The sequence below is a fragment of the Kitasatospora herbaricolor genome (assembly GCF_030813695.1).
Lineage (GTDB): Bacteria > Actinomycetota > Actinomycetes > Streptomycetales > Streptomycetaceae > Kitasatospora > Kitasatospora herbaricolor.
In genome coordinates, this window is the sequence record NZ_JAUSVA010000002.1 from 898,219 (window position 1) to 917,908 (window position 19,690).

At 73.8% G+C, this 19,690-nt stretch carries 18 protein-coding genes; 14 read left to right on the plus strand and 4 right to left on the minus strand.

Annotated elements, in window-relative coordinates:
• Nucleotides 1-126 precede the first annotated feature (126 nt).
• Complete coding sequence (locus J2S46_RS04380; protein WP_370882163.1) at nt 127-519, plus strand: transglycosylase family protein; 393 nt, start codon at nt 127-129, stop codon at nt 517-519.
• 99 nt (nt 520-618) lie between these two features.
• On the opposite strand, the gene J2S46_RS04385 is transcribed toward J2S46_RS04380, so the two are convergent.
• From J2S46_RS04385 to J2S46_RS04400, 4 genes are all read right to left on the minus strand, one after another.
• Nucleotides 619-2,001, minus strand: a complete 1,383-nt coding sequence (locus J2S46_RS04385) for an aminotransferase-like domain-containing protein (RefSeq protein ID WP_229913313.1) — start codon at nt 1,999-2,001, stop codon at nt 619-621.
• The gene (gene lipP1 / locus J2S46_RS04390) at nt 1,998-2,933 is read right to left on the minus strand and encodes a LipP1 family hormone-sensitive lipase (protein ID WP_191293979.1); all 936 of its coding nucleotides are present in this window, start codon (nt 2,931-2,933) and stop codon (nt 1,998-2,000) included. The genes J2S46_RS04385 and lipP1 overlap by 4 nt, the downstream gene beginning before the upstream one ends.
• A gap of 143 nt (nt 2,934-3,076) precedes the next feature.
• Complete coding sequence (locus tag J2S46_RS04395) at nt 3,077-3,850, minus strand: methyltransferase domain-containing protein (protein WP_191293980.1); 774 nt, start codon at nt 3,848-3,850, stop codon at nt 3,077-3,079.
• Nucleotides 3,851-4,023: 173 nt separating this feature from the next.
• The gene (locus J2S46_RS04400; protein WP_191293981.1) at nt 4,024-5,133 is read right to left on the minus strand and encodes an alpha-hydroxy acid oxidase; all 1,110 of its coding nucleotides are present in this window, start codon (nt 5,131-5,133) and stop codon (nt 4,024-4,026) included.
• A gap of 177 nt (nt 5,134-5,310) precedes the next feature.
• Here J2S46_RS04400 and J2S46_RS04405 point away from each other — a divergent pair, with 177 nt between their 5' ends.
• The 13 genes from J2S46_RS04405 to J2S46_RS04465 all read left to right on the plus strand — a co-directional run bounded on the left by J2S46_RS04405 (nt 5,311) and on the right by J2S46_RS04465 (nt 19,675).
• The gene (locus J2S46_RS04405; protein WP_370882164.1) at nt 5,311-6,738 is read left to right on the plus strand and encodes a class I adenylate-forming enzyme family protein; all 1,428 of its coding nucleotides are present in this window, start codon (nt 5,311-5,313) and stop codon (nt 6,736-6,738) included.
• 162 nt (nt 6,739-6,900) lie between these two features.
• Nucleotides 6,901-7,182 carry an acyl carrier protein gene (locus tag J2S46_RS04410; protein ID WP_191293983.1) on the plus strand — a complete coding sequence of 94 codons (282 nt, stop codon included), beginning with the start codon at nt 6,901-6,903 and terminating at the stop codon, nt 7,180-7,182.
• Nucleotides 7,179-7,457, plus strand: a complete 279-nt coding sequence (locus J2S46_RS04415; RefSeq protein ID WP_229913314.1) for an acyl carrier protein — start codon at nt 7,179-7,181, stop codon at nt 7,455-7,457. Before J2S46_RS04410 ends, J2S46_RS04415 begins: the two co-directional genes overlap by 4 nt.
• Entirely contained in the window at nt 7,454-8,617 is a 1,164-nt protein-coding gene (locus J2S46_RS04420; protein ID WP_191293984.1) for a beta-ketoacyl synthase N-terminal-like domain-containing protein, read from the plus strand. Before J2S46_RS04415 ends, J2S46_RS04420 begins: the two co-directional genes overlap by 4 nt.
• Nucleotides 8,614-9,258: a hypothetical protein gene (locus J2S46_RS04425; RefSeq protein WP_191293985.1), complete on the plus strand. Its 645-nt coding sequence runs from the start codon at nt 8,614-8,616 to the stop codon at nt 9,256-9,258. Before J2S46_RS04420 ends, J2S46_RS04425 begins: the two co-directional genes overlap by 4 nt.
• Before the next feature lie 193 nt (nt 9,259-9,451).
• Nucleotides 9,452-11,071 carry a class I adenylate-forming enzyme family protein gene (locus J2S46_RS04430; protein WP_191293986.1) on the plus strand — a complete coding sequence of 540 codons (1,620 nt, stop codon included), beginning with the start codon at nt 9,452-9,454 and terminating at the stop codon, nt 11,069-11,071.
• Nucleotides 11,068-12,372: a beta-ketoacyl-[acyl-carrier-protein] synthase family protein gene (locus tag J2S46_RS04435; protein ID WP_191293987.1), complete on the plus strand. Its 1,305-nt coding sequence runs from the start codon at nt 11,068-11,070 to the stop codon at nt 12,370-12,372. The genes J2S46_RS04430 and J2S46_RS04435 overlap by 4 nt, the downstream gene beginning before the upstream one ends.
• A 37-nt stretch (nt 12,373-12,409) precedes the next feature.
• Nucleotides 12,410-13,405 carry a 4-hydroxyphenylpyruvate dioxygenase gene (gene hppD, locus J2S46_RS04440; RefSeq protein ID WP_191293988.1) on the plus strand — a complete coding sequence of 332 codons (996 nt, stop codon included), beginning with the start codon at nt 12,410-12,412 and terminating at the stop codon, nt 13,403-13,405.
• 92 nt (nt 13,406-13,497) lie between these two features.
• Nucleotides 13,498-14,433, plus strand: a complete 936-nt coding sequence (locus J2S46_RS04445; RefSeq protein WP_191293989.1) for a phytanoyl-CoA dioxygenase family protein — start codon at nt 13,498-13,500, stop codon at nt 14,431-14,433.
• Nucleotides 14,430-15,422: a thiamine pyrophosphate-dependent dehydrogenase E1 component subunit alpha gene (locus J2S46_RS04450; protein WP_229913315.1), complete on the plus strand. Its 993-nt coding sequence runs from the start codon at nt 14,430-14,432 to the stop codon at nt 15,420-15,422. The genes J2S46_RS04445 and J2S46_RS04450 overlap by 4 nt, the downstream gene beginning before the upstream one ends.
• The gene (locus J2S46_RS04455) at nt 15,419-16,393 is read left to right on the plus strand and encodes an alpha-ketoacid dehydrogenase subunit beta (RefSeq protein WP_191293990.1); all 975 of its coding nucleotides are present in this window, start codon (nt 15,419-15,421) and stop codon (nt 16,391-16,393) included. The genes J2S46_RS04450 and J2S46_RS04455 overlap by 4 nt, the downstream gene beginning before the upstream one ends.
• 97 nt (nt 16,394-16,490) lie before the next feature.
• Nucleotides 16,491-17,282: a DUF3050 domain-containing protein gene (locus tag J2S46_RS04460; RefSeq protein ID WP_191293991.1), complete on the plus strand. Its 792-nt coding sequence runs from the start codon at nt 16,491-16,493 to the stop codon at nt 17,280-17,282.
• 830 nt (nt 17,283-18,112) lie between these two features.
• Complete coding sequence (locus J2S46_RS04465; protein WP_191293992.1) at nt 18,113-19,675, plus strand: pectate lyase family protein; 1,563 nt, start codon at nt 18,113-18,115, stop codon at nt 19,673-19,675.
• Nucleotides 19,676-19,690: the final 15 nt, after the last annotated feature.

Here is a 19,690-nt window from a genome sequence, read left to right on the forward strand (position 1 = left end):
GAAACCAGTGCGGCGAGCACAACGGCCACTCGGCCGGGAGCACCGCCGTCGCACTCCCCCAGCACCCAACGGGCCCGGTCGGGCCTGCTCACACCTGCCCGTGCCAGGGCGCCCGAGAGGATATACATGACCTTCCGTAACGAGACCGCCGCTGCCACCACCAAGACCGCCGTCAAGCGCAACCGTGTGCGGACGGCCCTGATGGCGGGCGCCGTGCTGGCCCTGCCGGTGGCAGGCCTCGTCACGGCCAACTCCGCCTCCGCCGCTCCGGCGTCGACCTGGGACAAGGTCGCGCAGTGCGAGGCGACCGGCAACTGGGCGATCAACTCGGGCAACGGCTTCTACGGCGGTCTGCAGTTCACCTCCTCCACCTGGGCGGCGTTCGGCGGCACCGCGTACGCCCCGCAGGCGCACCAGGCCACCAAGGCGCAGCAGATCGCCATCGGCGAGAAGGTCCTCGCCGCCCAGGGCCCCGGCGCCTGGCCGGTCTGCTCGGTCAAGGCCGGCCTCACCAAGTAGCACCCCCGGCGGCAGCCACCGCAGCCGCACCAAGGGGCCTGGTCCCGCTCCCACGAGCGGGACCAGGCCCCTTCGGCGTACCCGTGCCCGGCCGGGCGCCTACCGCGCCTCGTCCCGGATGAAGCGGGCCAGCCCGGCGACGCCGGCCACGATCTCGGGCTCGGTCAGCGAGCTGATCGACAGCCGCAGCCGGCGCTCGCCGCCGCCCGCCGGGTAGAACGGCGCCATCGGCGTCCAGAGCACCCCGTAGCCCCGGGCGCAGCGCTCCATGGCTGCCTCGTCGGCCGTGAACGGCACGCTCAGGACAGCGAAGAAGCCGCCCTCGGGGTGGTTCCAGGCCAGCCCGAGCCGGGTGCGCTCCGGCTGCGGGAAGTGCCCTTCGAGCTCGCTCAGCAGCGTCCCCAGGTTGGCCGCGTAGAAGGCGGTGGCGGGCGCGTTGGCCTGGCGCAGCCGGCAGTCGTTGCGCAGCAGCATGCCCCCGATGACGGCCTGGCTGAGCGCGGGCGTGTTGACCGTCGTCATGCTCTTCAGCTTGGCCAGCTCGTCGGCCAGCAGGGACAGCCGCCCGCCCGGTCCGGCCACCTGCTGGTCGGCGACCACGTAGCCGAGCCGGGCCCCGGGGAAGCAGGTCTTGGCGAAGGAGCCGAGGTAGACGACCTGCCGGCGCCGGTCGAGCGCCTTGAGCGTGGGCCTGGCCCCCGGCTCCCGGGTGAAGAAGCCGTACGGGTTGTCCTCCACCACCAGCAGGCCCTCGGCGGCGGCCACCTCCAGCAGCCGGACGCGGGCCGGCGTGGGCATGCTGGCGCCGGAGGGGTTGGCGAAGTCGGGGACGACGTAGAGCGCCCGGGGCCGCCGGCCCGCGGCCCTGGCCTCGCGGGCGGCGGCGACGACCGCCTCCGGGTCGGGGCCGTGGTCCGGCCCCTCCGGCACCGGCACGGTGCCGAGGCCGAGCAGCCGGGCGGCGCCGGTGACGCCGACGTAGCAGGGCGAACTGACCAGCAGGACGTCGTCCTGGTCGGCGCAGAGCGCCCGGAGCACCAACAGCATGCCCTCCTGGGCGCCGACGGTGAGCACCAGGGACTCCGCCGGTACGTCCAGGCCCTCGTCGTTGGCCAGGGTGCGGGCCACCAGGTCGGCGATGATGCCCTTGGTCGGCCCGTACTGGAAGAGGGCGGTGCGGACGGCCGCCGGGCTCAGCCCGCGCCCGGCCAGGTGGGCGAGGTAGGCGTCGAGGTGCTCGTGCACCTGCTCCGGCTCGAAGAAGCCCTCGTAGGGGCGTCCGGGGGCGAAGGAGACGGCGTCGGGGTAGCGCTCGGTGACCTCGTTGAGGAAGGTCATGGCGTCGAGCAGCGGGTCGGAGAGCGAGCCGTGCAGCTCGGTCAGCGGGATCGGCGCGACGGTGGGCGGTACCGGCGCCGCAGCGGGCGGGACGGGGCCCGGTCCGGCGGCCCGGGCAGCGTCCCGGGCGGTCGGGGCCGTCACCGGAACGCCTCGCGCAGCCGCTCGGCGGCGTGGAGCTGTGCCTCCTGGGCGGCGTCCAGGACGCCGGCCATGGCGAAGAAGCCGTGCGGCATCCCCTGGTAGCGGCGCAGGCCGACCGGTACGCCGGCCGCCCGCAGTGCCTCGGCGTACCGCTCGCCCTCGTCCCGCAGCGGGTCGTACTCGGCGGTGATCACGGTGGCCGGCGGCAGCCCGGTCAGGTCGGCGGCCCGCAGCGGCGAGGCCAGCGGGTGGCCGCCGTCGGCGGCGTCCGCCAGGTAGTGGTTCCAGTACCAGCGGACCGAGCGGCGGTTGAACAGCGCCGGGTCGTCGTTCTCGCGCAGCGAGGCGGTGTCGGCCCGGTGGTCGGTGTTGGGGTACACGAGCAGTTGGTGCCGCAGGGCCGGGCCGCCCTCGTCGCGGCAGAGCAGGGTGACGGCGGCGGCCAGGTTGCCGCCCGCACTGTCGCCGCCGACGGCCAGCCGGTCCGGGTCCACGCCCAGGTCGGCGGCGTACCGGGCGAGCCACCGGACGGCCGCCCGGCAGTCCTGGACGGCGGCGGGGAAGGGATGCTCGGGCGCCAGCCGGTAGCCGACGGAGGCGGTCACGCAGCCGGCCGTGTTGGTCAGCCGGCGGCAGATCGCGTCGGAGGTGTCGGGTGAGCCGAGGGTCCAGCCACCGCCGAACAGGTAGAGCAGTCCGGGGAGCGGGCCCGCCGGCGCGGACGGCCGGTAGAGCCGCAGGACGAGCGGGCCGCCGGGCCCGTCGATCCGGTGCTCCTCGACCGCCGCCACGGGCTCCGGGGTACCGGCGGCGGCCCGGATGTCGGCCAGGTCGGCGGCCCGGGCCTCGGCCAGGGTCAGGGTGTAGAGGGGCGGCGCCCCGGAGCGGGCGCGGCGGTCGCGCAGGTCCTGGGCCTGGGGGTGCAGTGGCATGGGTGTCCCGTCGGTCTGTGCGGGGAGTCGCGGTTGCGTACGGGGTCGGGCGGGAGCGGACCCCGTGGGTCGGCGGGGCCGGAGGAGCGGCAGGGCAGGTGCGGCCGGCGGGGACCGGCGGGGACCGGCGGGGACCGGGGAGGTCAGCGGTCGGCCTCGACGTAGATCGTCTCGTCCGTCCGGAACGCGGTGTCCAGGTCGGCCACGTCGGCTCGGACGCCCTGGCGGTAGGCGCACTGCCGGATCTGTCCGGCCTCGAAGCCGGCCCTGGTGAGCACGTGCCGCAGCTCGTCCAGGTCGTAGATCCACTGATGGCCGTAGTAGCGGAAGATCTGGTTCACCAGGAAGGCCGGGCGGGCCGGCATCGGCGGGCCGAAGCCCAGCATCCCGAGCCGTCGCCGGTGCCGGGCCAGGAAGCCGTCGTCGTTGGCGTAGCCGACCAGGTAGCGGGCCAGGTCGGGGGTGGTGACGCGGATGACGCCGCCGGGTCGCAGCACCCGTCGCGCCTCGCGCAGCCAGCCGACCGCCACCGGCATGGTGACGTGCTCGATCAGGTGCTCGGCGTAGACCCAGTCGACGCTGCCGTCGGCGAACGGCAGCGGCTCGGAGATGTCCAGCTGGGTGAAGACGCGGTCGCCGTCCACCCGGTACAGGGTGCCGGGCTCGCTGGTCAGTTCGGGGCTGCTCAGGGCGGTGAGGTCGGTGCCGAGGCCGGCCGGGTGCGCCGTCCGGAAGGCGGCGAACTCGATGCCGGTGAGCCCCAGTCCGAGGAACTCCTCGCGGTCGCGCGGCAGCCCGGAGTCGATCGGTTCGAGCTTCCCGCAGTTGGCGACCTGCTCGCTGAAGTCGTCGAGGAGTACCGCGAGAGCGTCCGGATCGTCCCAGTCCCAGCCGGGAAAGGAGGCCTGCTTTGTCATGTCCGCTGCTCCGCCTTGTCTTTCTTTGATGCGCCGATGACCGTTCATGTCAAACTGTCGAAAATACTGTTCGCCGACATACCACCGTCCGTTCTCACGGCCGCCGGCCGGTGCGCGGCGAAGGGCTCCGAGACGAACTGGTACACCTCGATTTCGGGCCGGCCGTGCGCCGCCTACCCGGCGCCCGCCGCCACCCCCGGCCAGGGCGCCAGCGCGCCCCGGTCCAGGTCCCGCAGCAGGGGGCGGCCGAGCAGGGCCATGGCCTCCTCCAGCTCACCGCGCAGCAGGCCCAGCACCTGGTCGACCCCGGCCTCGCCCCCGGCGGCCAACCCCCACAGCACCGGGCGGCCGACCAGGACGGCGCGGGCGCCGAGGGCGAGCGCCACGGCGACGTCCGTACCGGTGCGCACCCCGCCGTCGACCAGGACGGGGATCTCCGGCGGCAGGGCGGCCACCACCTCCGGCAGCGCGGCCAGGCTCGGCAGGGCGCCGTCCAGTTGCCGCCCGCCGTGGTTGGAGACCACCACGGCCGCCACGCCGTGCTCGGCCGCCAGCCGGGCGTCCTCCGCGGTGAGGATCCCCTTGAGGACGAGCGGCAGGCCGCTGCGCTCCCGCAGCCAGGCGAGGTCCGACCAGCTCAGGGCGGGATCGAACTGCTCCCGGGCGTGCGACTCGATGCCGGAGGCGCCCGCGGCGCTCCGGTGGCTGGCGGCCATCAGGGCGGGGTCCAGGTTGACGGCGCGGATCCCGGCGGGGACGGCGAAGCGGTTGCGGGCGTCCCGCAGCCGGCGGCCGACCCGGGGGGCGTCCACGGTCAGCACCAGCGCCCGGTACCCGGCCGCCTCGGCGCGCTCGACCAGCGCGGCCAGCGCGTCGCGGCGCCGCAGCCAGTAGAGCTGCAGCCAGAGCGGCCCGGTGGCGGCGGCCGCGATCTCCTCCAGGGTGCGACTGGCGAAGATCCCGGCGACCAGCAACGCTCCGGCCCGGCCCGCCGCGCGGGCCGTGGCGGTCTCCCCCTCCTCGTCGGCCAGCCGGTGGTAGGCCATCGGCGCGACACCGATCGGGACCTCCAGGGCCGATCCCAGCAGGTTCAGCCCGGTGTCGCAGCCCGAGACGTCGACCAGCGTCCGGGGACGCAGGGCGTACCGGCCGAACTGGGCGAGGTTGGCCGCCAGGGTCCGTTCCGATCCGCTGCCGCCCTGGATGAAGTCCCAGACCTCGGACGGGAGTCGGGCACGCGCTTCGCGCTCGACATCCGCGAGTGTGAAGGGTCCCACGGGCATCCTCGGGCTTCCTCTCCCGGACGGCCGCGCTCGGACCAGTCACGGATCGGCAGCGTAGGAGGTCCAGACCTCATTGGTATAGACCTTGATTTGACGATTCGTCTGTGCGATTGTCTGGATTCGGAATTGACCGTACTGCTTGTGAACCGACGTCCATATCAACCTCCTCTGTGTGGAGTGGCGTTGACCGGCTTTCCCTCCTCTTCACATCCGCACGCCGAAGCCCCGCACGACTGGGTGGAGCACGTCCTCCTGGCCGGCCCGGAGGACGAGGAGTGCCTGCGCTTGGGCGCACCCGTCGACCGGCGGACCCTGCGCGGCCTGGTCGCCGAGCAGGCCGCGCAGCTGACGACCGCCGGCCTGACCGATGGCGGGACGGTGGCGCTCCGGCTGCCACCGTCGCTCGGATTCGTCACCAGCCTGCTGGCCGGCTGGCAGCTCGGCGCCCAAGTCGTGCTGCTGGACCACCGCTTGACCGACCATGAGATCGGTCTCGCGGTCGAACGGCTGCGGCCGCAGGTCCTGGTGGGTTCCCGGCACCGCCCGTCGGCGGCGCTGCGGGGCTGGGCCGAGGCCGACCCGGTCGCCGAAGCGGTGGCGGGCGGCCGGCCCGCCGGCACCGGCCACGCGCTGGTCCAGCTAAGCTCCGGCTCCACCGGGCCGTCCAAGGTGATCGCCCGGACCGCCGGTGACCTGATCCGCGAACTCGACTGCTACGCGAGCCTCGCCGACTTCCCCCGGGCGGGCGAGCGGGTGGTGCTGCTCTCCTCCGTGGTGCACGTCCTCGGACTGGTCGGCGGGCTGCTCAACAGCCTGCACGCCCGGGTACCGCTCTGCCTGCCCGAACGGATGACGGCGGCCGGCATCCTCGCCGCCGTCGCCGCCGACGAGCGCCCCACCACCGTGATCGGTGTCCCGTTCCACGCCGAGCTGCTGGCGGCGGCCTCGGCACCGCCGGAACTTCCGCAGCTGCGCCGGATGATCGTGGCCGGCGAACTGGTCCGGCCGGGGCTGCCCGCGGCCTTCACGGCGCGCTACGGTGTGCCACTGGGCACCATGTACGGCATGACCGAACTCGGGGTCATCGCCACCGACCTGACCGGCGCGCTGCATCCGCAGGCGCGGCCGGTGCCCGGCGTCGAACTCCGCGAGGAGGCCGGCGAACTGCACATCCGGACGGCCGCCTCGCCCTACCCGGGGCTGCTGGACCCGGGCCGCTGGTCCGACGGCTGGCTGCACACCAGGGACGCCGGCCGGCTGGACGCCGGCACCGGGCTGGTCACCGTCCTCGGCCGGCGGGACTCGCAGGTGTCCATCGGCGGCCTCAAGGTGGACCTCACCGAGGTCGAGCAGACGCTGGCCGGACTCCCCGAGGTGCGCGAGGCCGTGGTGGTCTTCGCCGAGGGAGCCGTCGAGGCGTTCCTGGCCGCGGACGAGGCCGCCGACGCGGACGCCATCCGCGACGGCGTCACCCGCCTGCTCGCCTCCTACAAGCGTCCGCGGCGCCTCTCCTTCCTGGCGGCCCTCCCCCGGACCGCCACCGGCAAGCTCCTGCGGGACCCGGCGGCCCTCCGCGACGCCGTCGCGGCGCCGGCCGGATCCTGACGCTCCCCCGCGTCCGGCCCCTCGGCCCTCCCGGCCTTGCCCTCCCCCCCGCCCGTCCCGCCTTCCCCGAACCCGCTTCCCCCGAAGCCGCCTTCCCGGCACCCGCTCTCCCCGACCCCCGACACCGTGCGCTCCGGCGCACAGCACCCCAAGGAGCCCACCATGCAGGACCGGATCCGCGAGTTCGTCCTCGCGGCACTGACCGAGATGCAGTACGACGTGTCCGAGGTCACCGGCGACACCGACCTCGGCCCGGCCGGGCTGGACCTGGAGTCGCTCGCGCTGGCCGACCTGTCGGTGCAGGTCGAGGACGAGTTCGGGGTGAAGTTCGACCTGGACGAGATGGAGGGCACCGCGCTGATGACCCTGGACGAGTTCACCGCCGACGTGGCCGCGCGGATCGCCGCCGCCACCACCCCGGCCACCTCCGGCAGCCCCGCGTGACCCGGCTCGCGCCGCCGGACCGCACGGATGTCCTGGCGATGCTCGCCACCTTCGGCGAGCGGTCCCCCGGAGCCGTCCAGGACACCCTCGGATCACTCGAACTGACATGGCTCATAGCGGAGTTCGAGCAGCGCTTCGACATCGAGCTGGAGCTGTCGGACGAGCGGTTCGAGTCGATCCGGACAGTCGACGACGCCACCGAGGTGCTGCGTGCGGCCGTCCTCGCCGCCGGACCGGCCACCGGTTCCCGGCCCGCCGGAGCCGCCCGGCCATGAGCGCCAACGTCCCGCCGGCCGCCAGGCCGGTGATCACCGGCCTCGGTGTGCTCAGCGCCTGCGGCCCCGGCCCCGGCCCGCTGGCCGAGGCGGTCACCCACGGCCGGACCGGCTTCACCGAGGTGCGCCGCTTCGACGCCACCGCGCGCCGGACCCGCCGGGCCGCCCTGCTGCCCGACCCCTTACCGCTCGGCGACGCCGTGGCCGGTGTCATCGCCGACGCCTGCCGGCAGGCCGCCCTCGACGAGATACCCGGCGAGAAGGACGTCGCGGCCCCGCACGGCACCACCGCGCCCGACGGCATCCCGATGCCGCTGCTGCTTGCCCTGCACAGCGACCTCCGTACCGGGGAGACCGCCGCGCGGGTCGCAAGAACCGTGGCGGGACGCTGGGGTGTCCCGGGCGTCACCAGGGTGTACACCGGCGCCTGCGTGGCGGCCGGCAGCGCCGTGGCGGACGCCGCCGCCCTGATCGCCTCGGGCCGGCACACCCGCGTCCTGGTCGCGGCCGGACACCTGGTGGAGCCGGGGGTCTTCGCGGCCTTCGACGCCGGACGGGCGCTGGCCCGCGACGGCGAGCTGCGGCCGTTCAGCGCCGGGCGCAGCGGCACCCTGCTCGGGGACGCCGCGGTGGCCGTCGTCGTCGAGGCCGAACCGGCCGCCGAACGGCGCGGCGCTCCCGTACTGGCCCGGCTGGCCGGCTGGGGCAGGTCCGGGGACGCGTACCACGTCTGCCGTCCCGTCCCGGACGGCGAAGGGCTGGCCCGGGCCGTCGGCTCCGCACTCGCCCGAGCCGGGGTCGACCCGGCGGAGGTCGGGTACGTCAACGCCAACGGGACCGGCTCCCCGCTGGCCGACCGGGCCGAGGCCCTGGCGCTGCGCCGGGTGTTCGGCCGCCACCTGGACCACCTCCCGGTCAGCTCCAGCAAGTCCGTGCACGGACACGCCCTGGAGGCGTCCGCCCTGCTCGAACTCGCCGTCACGGTGGGGGCGTTGCGCGACGGCCTGCTGCCGGTGAACGCAGGCTGGCTGGGCCCCGACCCGGATCTGGGCCTGGACCTCGTGCTGGACGGCCCGCGCAGGACCGCCACCCGGTACGCGCTCAGCCTCAACTCCGCCTTCGGCGGCGCCAACACGGCGCTCCTGGTGGCCGCCGGGTGAGCGGGCTGCGCATCCTCGCCGAGGGCCGCTGGCCCGGCCCGGAGGCCTTGGACGGCTCCGGCCGGACGGCCCCCGTGGCGCTGCCCCCGCTCCCGGGGTTCGCCGCCTCCAGCTTCAACCCCCTGGTCGCCGAGACCGCCGAACGCTGTCTGCGGGCCCACTTCGGGCCGGCCGACGCCCCGGACCGGGCCCCGAGCCGGACGGCGCTGCTGCTGGCCAGCGAAGGCGGCGACCGTGCCACCGCCCGGGCCATCGACGACGCCGCGGCCTCCGGGCGGCGGGTGGCGCCGCTGCTCTTCTTCCAGTCCAACCCCAACGCCGTGCTCGGGCTGGTCGCCGCCCGCTGGAAGCTGACCGGCCCGGTGGTCGCCGTCAGCCCGCTCGGCACCGTCCCGGGCGAAATGCCGCCGGACGCCCTCGAACTGGCGGCGCTGCTCCTCGCGGACGGCGACGCCGACCAGGTCCTCGTCATCGCAGCCGAGCAGACCGAACAGACCGAACAGGCGGCGCCGGCCGAGGAAGCCGAACGGGCCGAACCACCCCGTCCGGCGAGGTCGCACCGCCCCGGCGGCCCGGGCGGCCCCGCCGCACCCCCGCCGCCCGGCGACACGGCCGTCGCCCTGCTGGTCACCCTCGCCTGACCCGGCCCACTCCCGAAGCCCACTCCCGAAGCCCCCGCCCGCGCACCACCGCCGGACCCGCACCGCCACCCGCACCGCCCGGCACCGCAGCCACCCCGTACCGAGCCGCACACCCCGTCACCCGCCCCCGAGCGGCTCCCGCACGCCGCATCTCGCACCGACATGGCCCGCGCCATGGGAGGGATCCATCACCGTGAGCATCCGCAGCATCCGCAGCCTTCTGGCGGACGATCCGCAGGTCGGCGCCGGCAACGTGCTGACCAGCAGGATCGCCCTGGGCGTGGGCCTGGACGAGCCACTGCTGACCTTCGACACCCCGGTGGACGAGCACGCCGCCTGGCAGCCCTTCACCCTGCGCGAGCTGGACCGTGCGGTCCGCGCCCGGGCCGCCGCGCTGCACGCCCTCGGCGTCGTCCCGCGCGACCCGGTGGTGGTCTACGCCGGCGACGCCGCCGACCACGTGCTGTCCTTCCTCGCGCTGACCCGGCTGGGCGCGATCCCCGCGCTGCTCAACCCCAACCTGGACGGCGAGCGGGCCGCCCGCTACATCAACCGCCTCGGCGCCGCCGGCATCCTCGCCGACGCCGAGCACCTGGCGGCGCTGGCCGGACACGAGACCGGCGCCCCGGCGCTGCCGGAGATCGGCACGCTGGGCGCCGGTGACCCGGACGCCGCCCCCGAGCCGTACCGCCACTGGTCGGGGGATCCGGTGGCGATCACCCACTCCTCGGGGACCACCGGCATGCCCAAGGCGGTCGTGCACTCGCACGCCGGCCTGTACGCCGCGATCCGACACCGCCTCTCGCTGCCCCGCCCGCAGGGCTCCGACCGGATGCTCAGCGCGCTGCCGGCGCCGCACGCCGCCACCCTGATCGCCGTGAACCTCGCACTGAGCACCCAGGCCGAGATCGCCCTGCTCTCCCGGCAGGCCGGCGCGGGCGTGCTGGACGCCATCGAGAGCTGGCGGCCGCGCGGCGTGATCGGCTTCGCCGCCACCTGGTCCGAACTGGCCCACCACGACCTCGCCGGGCGCGAGCTGGACTCGGTCGCCCTGTGGTGGAACACCGGGGACTGCGCCCACGAGGTGCACATCAGGCGGCTGATCGCGACCGGTTCGCGGGAGACCGTCACCCGGGAGGGCCGCGGCCGCGCCCCCGGCTCACTGTTCGTGGACGGGCTCGGCTCCACCGAGATGGGCCACTCGCACTTCTTCATCACCCACGGCCCCGGCACCGAGCGCTACGGCCGCTGCGTGGGACGCCCGCACGCCTTCGTCGACTGCGCGGTGCTCGGCCCCGACGGCGAGCCCCTCGGCCCGGGCGAGGTGGGCGAGTTGGGCACGAACTCGCCCACCCTTGCGCTCGGTTACTGGAACGACTCGGCGACCACCTTCCGGACCCGGGTCCGCGGCTACTTCCTCACCGGCGACCTGATGTACCGGGACGAGGAGGGCTACTGGTACCACGTCGACCGGGCCGTCGACTCGGTCGAACTCGGCGACGGAAAGCGGCTGTTCACCGCCATGTCGGAGGAGCGGGTGCTGGCCGCCTGCCCCGAGGTGGTGGACTGCACGGTGGTCGCTGTCAAGGACGGCGAGCGGGTGGTCACCGACGTCCTGCTGCAGCTCGCCGCCGGCGCCGACCCCGCGACCGACCGCACCAAGGAGGTGACGGCCGCGCTCGACGAGCACAGCGCCGCCACCGTCCGCCAGGTCCTGGTGGTCGACGGCGACCGGATCCCGCTCGGGCCGACCGGCAAGGTCCGCAAGGTGCTGCTCCGCCAGCAGTACCTCGACTCGGTGGCCGCCCGGTGACCGCCGGGCCCGGGACTCCGGGACCCGAAGCCACCGCGCCCGCCGGGCAGGCCCGGCCCGGCGCCGTGGTCACCGGCATCGGCCTGGTCACTCCGGTCGGCCGCAAGCCCGCCGAGGTCTTCGAGGCGCTGGCCGCCGGCCGATCCGGCCTGCGGGCCCTGCCGGAGGGCCACGCGGCGCACGGCTGGCTGGAGGCGGCCGGGCTCGCCCCCGCGGTCGAAGGCCGCGAGGTGCTGCCGCCGACCGAGACCCGCTGCGTGGACCGCTTCGTGCTGCTGGCCCTCGCCGCGGCCGACGACGCCCTCGCCGACGCGGGCCTGGTGGTCGGGCGCGACGCCGACCCGCGCCGGGTGGCGGTGGTGCTGGCGACCGGCGGCGGCGGCCTGGAGACCTTCGAGCAGCAGTCGCACAAGCGGCTGGACCGCGGGCGGCCCGGCGTCAGCCCGTACCTGCTGCCCGGCATGCTGTCCAACATGGCGGCCGCCCGGATCGCCATCAAGCACGGGGTGCGGGGCTACAGTTCGGCGGTCGTGACGGCCTGCGCGGCGGGCGCCCAGGCCGTCGCGGAGGGCCTGCGGCTGATCCGCGCCGGTGACGCCGACGTGGTGGTGTGCGGCGGCAGCGAGTCCTCGTTGCACCCGACGATCGCCGCAGCTTTCACCAACGCCCGTGCTCTCGCCCATGGTTGGGAGGACCCGGAGCGCTCCAGCCGGCCCTTCGACGGGGACCGGAACGGCTTCGTGCTGGGCGAGGGCAGCGCCGTCCTGGTGCTGGAACGCACCGCCCACGCCGACGCCCGGGGTGCGGCGGGCTACGCCGACCTGATCGGCTGGGGCGCCTCCACCGACGCGCACCACCCGACCATGCCCCGCCCCGACGGCGAGGGCGCGGCCGACTCCATGCGCTCGGCGCTGGCCAACGCGGGCCTGAGGCCCGCCGACATCGGCTACGTGAACGCCCACGGGACGGGCACCAAGCTGGGCGACCTCGCCGAATCGGCCGCCCTGCGCACCGTCTTCGGCGAGGACCAGCCCGCCGTCAGCTCCACCAAGGGGTCGACCGGCCATCTGCTCGGCGCCGCCGGAGCCGTCGAGGCGGCGGTCACCGCGCTGGCCGTCGCCAGGGGCCTGCTGCCGCCGACCGCGAATCTGGACAGCCCCGACCCCGGCTGCGACCTCGACCACGTGCGCGGCCGGGCCAGAGCCGTCCCGCTGCGGGCCGCTCTGAGCAACGCCTTCGCCTTCGGCGGCCACAACATCAGCCTCGTCTTCGGCCCGCCGTCCACCTGCGCCGCGAAGTAGCGGTCCACCAGTCAGACCATCAGTCCGGGGAGATCCGTTGTCCATCCAGGCCATCACCCATGTCGAGTTCCATTGCGCCGACGCCACGCAGTCCGCGGCCGACCTCGGCGCGGGCTTCGGCTTCACGCCCGACGCCCACCAGCCGGCCCCGCAGCCCGGCCTGCACACCGTCCACCTGCACCAGGGCGCGATCCGGCTGCGGCTCAGCTCGGCCACCGGGGCGGACCACCCGGTCGCGCGGTTCGTGGCCCGGCACGGGGACGGCGTCGCCGTGATCGCGCTCGGCTGCACCGACCCGCAGGCCGCCCTGGAGCGCGCCGAGCGGCACGGCGCGGTCGTGCTGGACCGCGCGGGCGGGCTGGTCGCCGGCTTCGGCGACGTCGCCCTGCGGTTCGTCGCCGACAGCCCGGCCGAGGCCGCGGCCGCCTCGTCCGAGCACCTGCTGGAGGAGCTCGACCACGTCGCGATCTGCGTCCCGGCCGGCGAACTGGCCCCCGCGGTGCAGTTCTGCGAGGCCGCGCTGGGCTTCCACCGGATCTTCGGCGAGTACATCTCGGTCGGCGAGCAGGGGATGGACTCAAGCGTCGTGCAGAGCGGCTCCGGCGCCGTCACCTTCACCCTGATCGAGCCCGACACCACCCGCCGGCCCGGGCAGATCGACACCTTCCTGGAGGCCCACGACGGCGCGGGCGTCCAGCACCTGGCCTTCCGCACCCGGGACATCGCCGCCGCCGTCCGGACCTGCCGGGAGCGCGGCGTCGACTTCCTCAGCACCCCCGCCGCCTACTACGACGGCCTGACCGCCCGCCTCGGCGAGACCGCGATCCCGGTAGCGACCCTGCGCGAGCTCGACGTCCTGGTGGACCAGGACCACGGCGGCCAGCTGTTCCAGATCTTCGTCCGCTCGGTGCACTCCCGGCGGACCTTCTTCCTGGAACTGATCGAGCGGCAGGGCGCCGGAACCTTCGGCACCGCCAACATCAAGGCCCTCTACGAGGCCGTCGAACGGCAGAACGCCACCGCCTCCGTCTGACGGCGCCCGTCCGGCCCACCACGGGCACCACCGCCGGACACCCGCACCAGCACCGCCCGAGCACGCACCGACCGAACGAGGAGGCCCGGCCCATGACGAGCCCGCACGTGACGACGACCCCGCCCGCAACCTTCCGGCTCACCGACGCCGAGCGCGCCCTGCTGCCCACCCCCGAGGAGGTGGCCGGCTACCTGGAGCACGGCTGGTACCTCTCCCGCCGGCTGTTCACCGACGAGGAGCTGGACACCCTCCAGGCGGCCACCGAGAAGTACTACGAGGGCCACCGCGACCGTACCCTGGCGGTGCGGCCGCCCAACCTCGCCGCCTGGGAGCCCTCGCACGGGCCCGTCCAGCGCCACAACGACTACGTGCACCACGAGAGCGACGCGATCGGCGCGATCCTGCGCAAGCCGCTGCTCGGGGCCGTCGCCGCGCTGCTCGCCCGGGCCGAGGAGATCCGGATCTTCCAGGCCACCCTGATCTACAAGCCGCCGGTGCCCGAGGAGCCCAGCAACCAGGTGCCCTGGCACTTCGACCGGCACTACTGGCAGACCAGCACCTCGGAGCGGATGCTCACCGCCTTCATCCCCTTCCACGACTGCGGGGTGGAGAACGGCACCATCACCATGGTCGACGGCAGCCACCGCTGGCGCGAACTCGACTCCGGCGAGGACTCCAGCCGGCACTTCGCCCAGCGCGACCGGTCCGAGCTGGAGGAACTGCTGGCCGAGAACGCCCGGTTCAACGGACAGCAGGTGCGGAAGGTCCCGATGCTGATCCCGCGCGGTCACGTCAGCTTCCACCACTGCCGCACGTACCACGGCAGCGGCCCCAACCTCGCCGCCGACCCGCGCCGGGCCGTCTCGCTGCACCTCCAGGACGGCGCCAACGAGTACCGCGGGCACACCCGGCCGGACGGCAGCCCGGTGGTCTACAACCACGACGTGGTGGTCCGCCGCACCCCCGACGGCCGGCCCGATTACGCCGACCCGGACATCTGCCCGCCGATCTGGCGGGGCGCACTGTGACGGATCGTCAACTCGGCTCTCTGGAAAGCCTGGAGGGCCGCTATCGGATGCTGCGGCTGATCCGCGGCTTCGAGCAGCTGGCGCTCGGCCTGGTGAAGTCCGGGGCCATCACCGGCGGCATCCACCCGTACATCGGGCAGGAGGCGGTCGCGGTCGGCGTCTGCGCCGCGCTGCGCCCGCAGGACCGGATCACCAGCACCCACCGGGGCCACGGCCACGTGCTGGCCAAGGGCGCCGACCCGGGCCGGCTGCTCGCCGAACTGTGCGGACGGGTCGACGGGTTGAACCAGGGCCGGGGCGGATCCATGCACGCCGCCGACCTCTCGCTCGGCATCCTCGGCGCCAACGGCATCGTCGGCGCCGGCGCGCCGATCGCGGTCGGCGCCGCCTGGGCCGCCCGGCAGGCCGGGGAGGACCGGGTCGCGGTCAGCTTCTTCGGCGACGGCGCGCTCAACCAGGGCGTCCTGCTGGAGTCCCTCAACCTGGCCGCCATGTGGCAGCTGCCCGTCCTGTTCGTCTGCGAGAACAACGGCTACGCCACCACCCTGCCGGCCGCCACGGCGGTGGCCGGCAGCGGCACCGGCCGGGCCGCCGGCTTCGGGATCCCGGCCGTCGAGGTGGACGGCATGGACACCGAGGCCGTCCGGGAGGCGACCGCGCTGGCCGTGCGCCGGGCCCGGGAGGGCGGGGGCCCGGCCTTCCTGGAGTGCCGGACCTACCGCTTCGAGGGACACCACACCATGGAGCGCCGGATGAAGCTGCGCTACCGCTCCCCCGAGGAGATCGAGCAGTGGCGCGCCCGGGACCCGCTGGAGCGGGCGGCCGCCGCCCTGGACGGCGGCCGGCGCGCGGCGATCGACACCGAGGTGGAGGCGGAGCTGGCCGAGGCCGAACGGTTCGCGCTCGCCTCCGGCCACCCCGACCCCGCCGGCGCCTGCGACCACCTGTACGCCGACGGGCTTAGGCCCCGGGCGGGGGCGGTGGCATGAGCAAGCTGTCGTACACCAAGGCGCTCAACCGGGCGCTGGGCGACGCCCTCGCCGAGGACCCGGCGGTCTTCGTGCTCGGCGAGGACATCGGCGCCGGCCTGGCCGGACCGACCCTCGGCCTGCTGGACCGCTTCGGGCCCGGCCGGGTGGTGGACACCCCGCTGTCCGAACAGGCCTTCACCGGCATGGCGGTCGGCGCCGCCCTGGCCGGTCGGCGGCCGGTGATCGAGTTCCAGATCCCCGCGCTGCTCTTCCTGGTCTTCGAGCAACTCGTCAACCAGGCCCATAAGTTCTCCCTGATGACGGGCGGCCAGACCGGTGTCCCGCTGACCTGCCTGGTGCCCGGCTCCGGATCCCGGGACGGCTGGGCCGGCCAGCACTCGGACCACCCGTACAGCCTGTTCGCGCACGCCGGGGTGAAGACCGTCGTCCCGGCCACCCCCACCGACGCCTACGGCCTGCTGCTGTCGGCGGTCCGGGACCCGGACCCGGTGGTGGTCTTCGCGCCGGCCGCCCTCCTCGGCGTCCGCGAGAACGTCACCTGGGAGCTGGCGCCCGTCCCGCTGGGATCGGCCCGGGTGCACCGCACGGGCACCGATGTCACGGTCGTCGCCGTGGGCCATCTGGTGCACGAGGCGCTCGCGGTGGCCGAGGAGCTCGCCGGCGAGATCTCGGTCGAGGTCCTCGACCCGCGCACCCTGCACCCCTTCGACTGGGCGGCGCTCGCCGCCTCGCTGGAGCGCACCGGCCGGCTGGTGGTGATCGACGACTCCAACCGCAGCTGCGGCATCGGCGCCGAGATCCTGGCCACCGCCGCCGAGGAGATGCGTCTGATCGCACCGCCGCGCCGGATCACCCGGCCGGACGGAGCCGTGCTGCCCTTCGCCCTGGGGCTCGACCGCGCCCTGCAGCCCGGCCGGGATCAACTCCTGCACGCGGTCAGGTCAGTTGTGAAGAATCCGTGGCGCTGACTTACCGATCCTGCCAGAATCGGCGCTCCACACCGCACCGGACATACCCCCCACGCCCGCCTGCACCGAAGCCAGGCCTGCCCCGAGGAGCCCTCAGATGTCCAACAACCGCTACCACTGGGACCGTTCGCACCCCGGCCTGTCCGGTCTGCAGCAGGCCATCGAGCCGCTGCGCCGCGAGGTCGTCGAGCACACCGTCTACAGCGGGCTCGACAGCCTCGACCGCGTCCGGGTCTTCCTGGACCGCCACGTCTTCGCCGTCTGGGACTTCATGTCGCTGCTGAAGAGCCTGCAGCGCGAACTGACCAGCGTGGATGTGCCGTGGGTGCCGTCCGGCCCGACCGCCAGCCGCCGCCTGATCAACGAGATCGTGCTCGTGGAGGAGAGCGACGAACTCGGCGAGGGCTTCATCAGCCACTTCGAGCTGTACGTCGACGGCATGCGGCAGGCCGGCGCCGACCCGGCACCGGTCGAGACCTTCCTGGAGCTGCTGCGCTCCGGCACCGCCGTGCCCGAGGCACTGCGGGCGGCCGGGGTTCCGCAGGCCGCCGTGGACTTCACCAGCACCACCTGGGACATCATCGAGAACGCGCCCGTGCACTGCCGGGCGGCCGCCTTCGCGTTCGGCCGGGAGGACCTCATCCCGGACATGTTCGCCCAGGTCATCAAGATCGACGACACCGACGGCGTCCTGACCACCTTCAAGGACTACCTGGCCCGCCACATCGAGGTGGACGGCGAGCAGCACACACCGATGGCGATGCAGATGCTGATCGACCTCTGCGGCGACGACACCGCCAAGTGGGAGGCCTGCGCCGAGACCGTCCGCACCGCGCTGCGGGCCCGGGTGCAGCTCTGGACGGCGATCGAGGCGGCCTTCGCGGGCTGACCCGACACCCTTTCGCACGGCCCCGACGGGGCCGGCCGCCCACCCCGGGCAGCCGGTCCCGTCGGGCTTTTCCGGCATTCCCCCGACCGCGCCGGGACCACCCCGCGTGACACCCGCACGGTTCGCCCCCGTCGAGCCGCACAAACCCGTCACGGATGCGACAAAGGGCCCAAGCTGTTCACATCCTCGAACAAAGCTCTTCATCATGAACTTTTTCAGCCGGACCATCATGGCCGACTTTTCGTAAGACCTCCGTCTGACAGAAGCTTCTTCTGCCAACACGCCTTGCTGCAGGAGAAGTTGTCCTTCATTGCCACTTCGGCCGGACAGCTCCGTCGTCGGAGCCGACACAGCTCAAATTCCATATGTGACCGGAACCTTGTCAGCCCGTCAGACCCGCACCTACGCTCGCGGACAGAAACACTTCCCGTTCGCAACCCACCTTCCGGTTGATGCGGCCGCCATGGCATCGACCGCGACCTCCGCACGGGCCGATGCCGTTGCGGGGTCCTCAGGCAGGTTGTCGACCCGCTACGGGACGAAGGATGCACGTCGTGCCGACGACGCGGTGCACCCTCCGTCGCCGTCACCGTCGCTGTCGCCGTCGCCGTCGGCGGCGAACGGCGGCGGTGACGGCGACGGTGACCTTCGGCCTCGCGCGGCCGGGCCCCGGCGGGAACGCCGGACCGGTGGCACCGGGGAGCGCACTCAGAACTGGACCCACGCCGGCCTGCCCTGCGACGGGTCCGTGGTCCGGCGGTCCGTCGGCAGGGCCGTCGCACGTACGCAGCACCAACACTCGAAGTTGGACAACGGATCGGGAGACGGACATGAGACGACCAGTCGCCCTGCGGCTCAGCGCGGCACTCGCCACAACGGCCCTGGTGGCCACGACCGGTGTCCTGGTGGCGATGCCCTCGGCATCGGCCGCGGCGACCGGCAGCGCCACCGGCTACGCGTCCCAGAACGGTGGGACCACCGGCGGCGCGGGCGGACAGACCGTACGTGCCACCACCGGGACCGCGATCCACGCGGCTCTGTGCGGCCGGGCCAGTGCCAGCACCCCGATCGTCATCGAGGTCGAGGGCACCATCAACCACGCGAACACCGACAAGGTGTCGGGCGCCTCCTGCAACACGGCCGCGGGCGTCATCGAGCTCAAGCAGATCAGCAACGTCACGATCGTCGGCGTCGGCAGCGGCGCCGTTTTCGACCAACTGGGCATCCACATCCGCCAGTCCAGCAACATCATCATCCAGAACGTGACCGTCAGGAACGTCAAGAAGTCGGGCTCGCCGACCTCCAACGGTGGTGACGCCATCGGCATGGAGACCGACGTGCGCAACGTCTGGGTCGACCACGCCAGCCTGGAGGCTTCGGGCGGGGAGTCGGCAGGGTTCGACGGGCTCTTCGACATGAAGGACAACACCCAGTACGTGACGCTGTCCTACAGCACCCTGCGCAACTCCGGCCGCGGGGGCCTCATCGGGTCCAGCGAGACCGAGCTCTCGAACAGCTTCATCACCTTCCACCACAACCTGTACGAGAACATCGACTCCCGCGCGCCCCTGCTGCGCGGCGGCACCGCCCACATCTACAACAACTACTACGTGAAGCTCAACGAGTCCGGGATCAACTCCCGGGCCGGGGCCCACGCCAGGGTGGACAACAACTACTTCAAGGACTCCAAGGACGTCCTGGGCACCTTCTACACCAGCGCGGCCGGCTACTGGCAGGTCGCCGGCAACATCTTCGACAACGTGACCTGGTCCAGCCCCGGCACCGACACCAACCCCGCCGGGCCCGACGTGAAGTCCACCACCACCGTCGGCATCCCCTACTCCTTCAGCCTCGATCCGGCCTCCTGCGTGCCGGACGTCGTGACCCGGACGGCAGGGGCCGGCAAGGGACTGCAGGTGTCGAACGGCACCTGCACGCCGCAGACACCGTCACCGAGCCCGACCACCCCCAGCTCCACCCCCACCGCCACCCCCACCACGCCGACCTCCACCCCGACCCGGCCCGGCGGGACGAACCTCAGCATCGGCGCCGGTGCCGACGGCTCCGACAAGGCCGCCGGGACGAGCTACGGCAACGTGAAGGACGGCAACCTGAGCACCTTCTGGTCACCGGCCGGCTCCACCGGGTCCGTCTCGGTCAAGTGGTCCTCCGCCATCGCCGTGGCAAGCATCAACATCCGGGAGGCGGCCGGCTCGGCGGGCAGCATCGGATCCTGGCGGGTCCTCAACGGTGACACCGGCGCCGTCCTGACGTCCGGCAGCGGTGCGGGAGCCATCGCCGTCCCCCGCACCTCGCTGAGCAAGATCACCTTCGAGATCACCAGCTCGACCGGAACGCCAAAGGTCGCCGAGTTCGAGACCTACGCAGGTTAGCGACCCGGTCCCGTG

Bases quoted from the DNA above. Each gene is read 5' to 3' on its own strand.
- J2S46_RS04380 (WP_370882163.1), top strand. From the start codon at position 127: ATGACCTTCCGTAACGAGACCGCCGCTGCCACCACCAAGACCGCCGTC.
- lipP1 (WP_191293979.1), bottom strand. From the start codon at position 2,933: ATGCCACTGCACCCCCAGGCCCAGGACCTGCGCGACCGCCGCGCCCGC.
- J2S46_RS04395 (WP_191293980.1), bottom strand. From the start codon at position 3,850: ATGACAAAGCAGGCCTCCTTTCCCGGCTGGGACTGGGACGATCCGGAC.
- J2S46_RS04400 (WP_191293981.1), bottom strand. From the start codon at position 5,133: ATGCCCGTGGGACCCTTCACACTCGCGGATGTCGAGCGCGAAGCGCGT.
- J2S46_RS04410 (WP_191293983.1), top strand. From the start codon at position 6,901: ATGCAGGACCGGATCCGCGAGTTCGTCCTCGCGGCACTGACCGAGATG.
- J2S46_RS04420 (WP_191293984.1), top strand. From the start codon at position 7,454: ATGAGCGCCAACGTCCCGCCGGCCGCCAGGCCGGTGATCACCGGCCTC.
- J2S46_RS04445 (WP_191293989.1), top strand. From the start codon at position 13,498: ATGACGAGCCCGCACGTGACGACGACCCCGCCCGCAACCTTCCGGCTC.
- J2S46_RS04455 (WP_191293990.1), top strand. From the start codon at position 15,419: ATGAGCAAGCTGTCGTACACCAAGGCGCTCAACCGGGCGCTGGGCGAC.
- J2S46_RS04460 (WP_191293991.1), top strand. From the start codon at position 16,491: ATGTCCAACAACCGCTACCACTGGGACCGTTCGCACCCCGGCCTGTCC.
- J2S46_RS04465 (WP_191293992.1), top strand. From the start codon at position 18,113: ATGAGACGACCAGTCGCCCTGCGGCTCAGCGCGGCACTCGCCACAACG.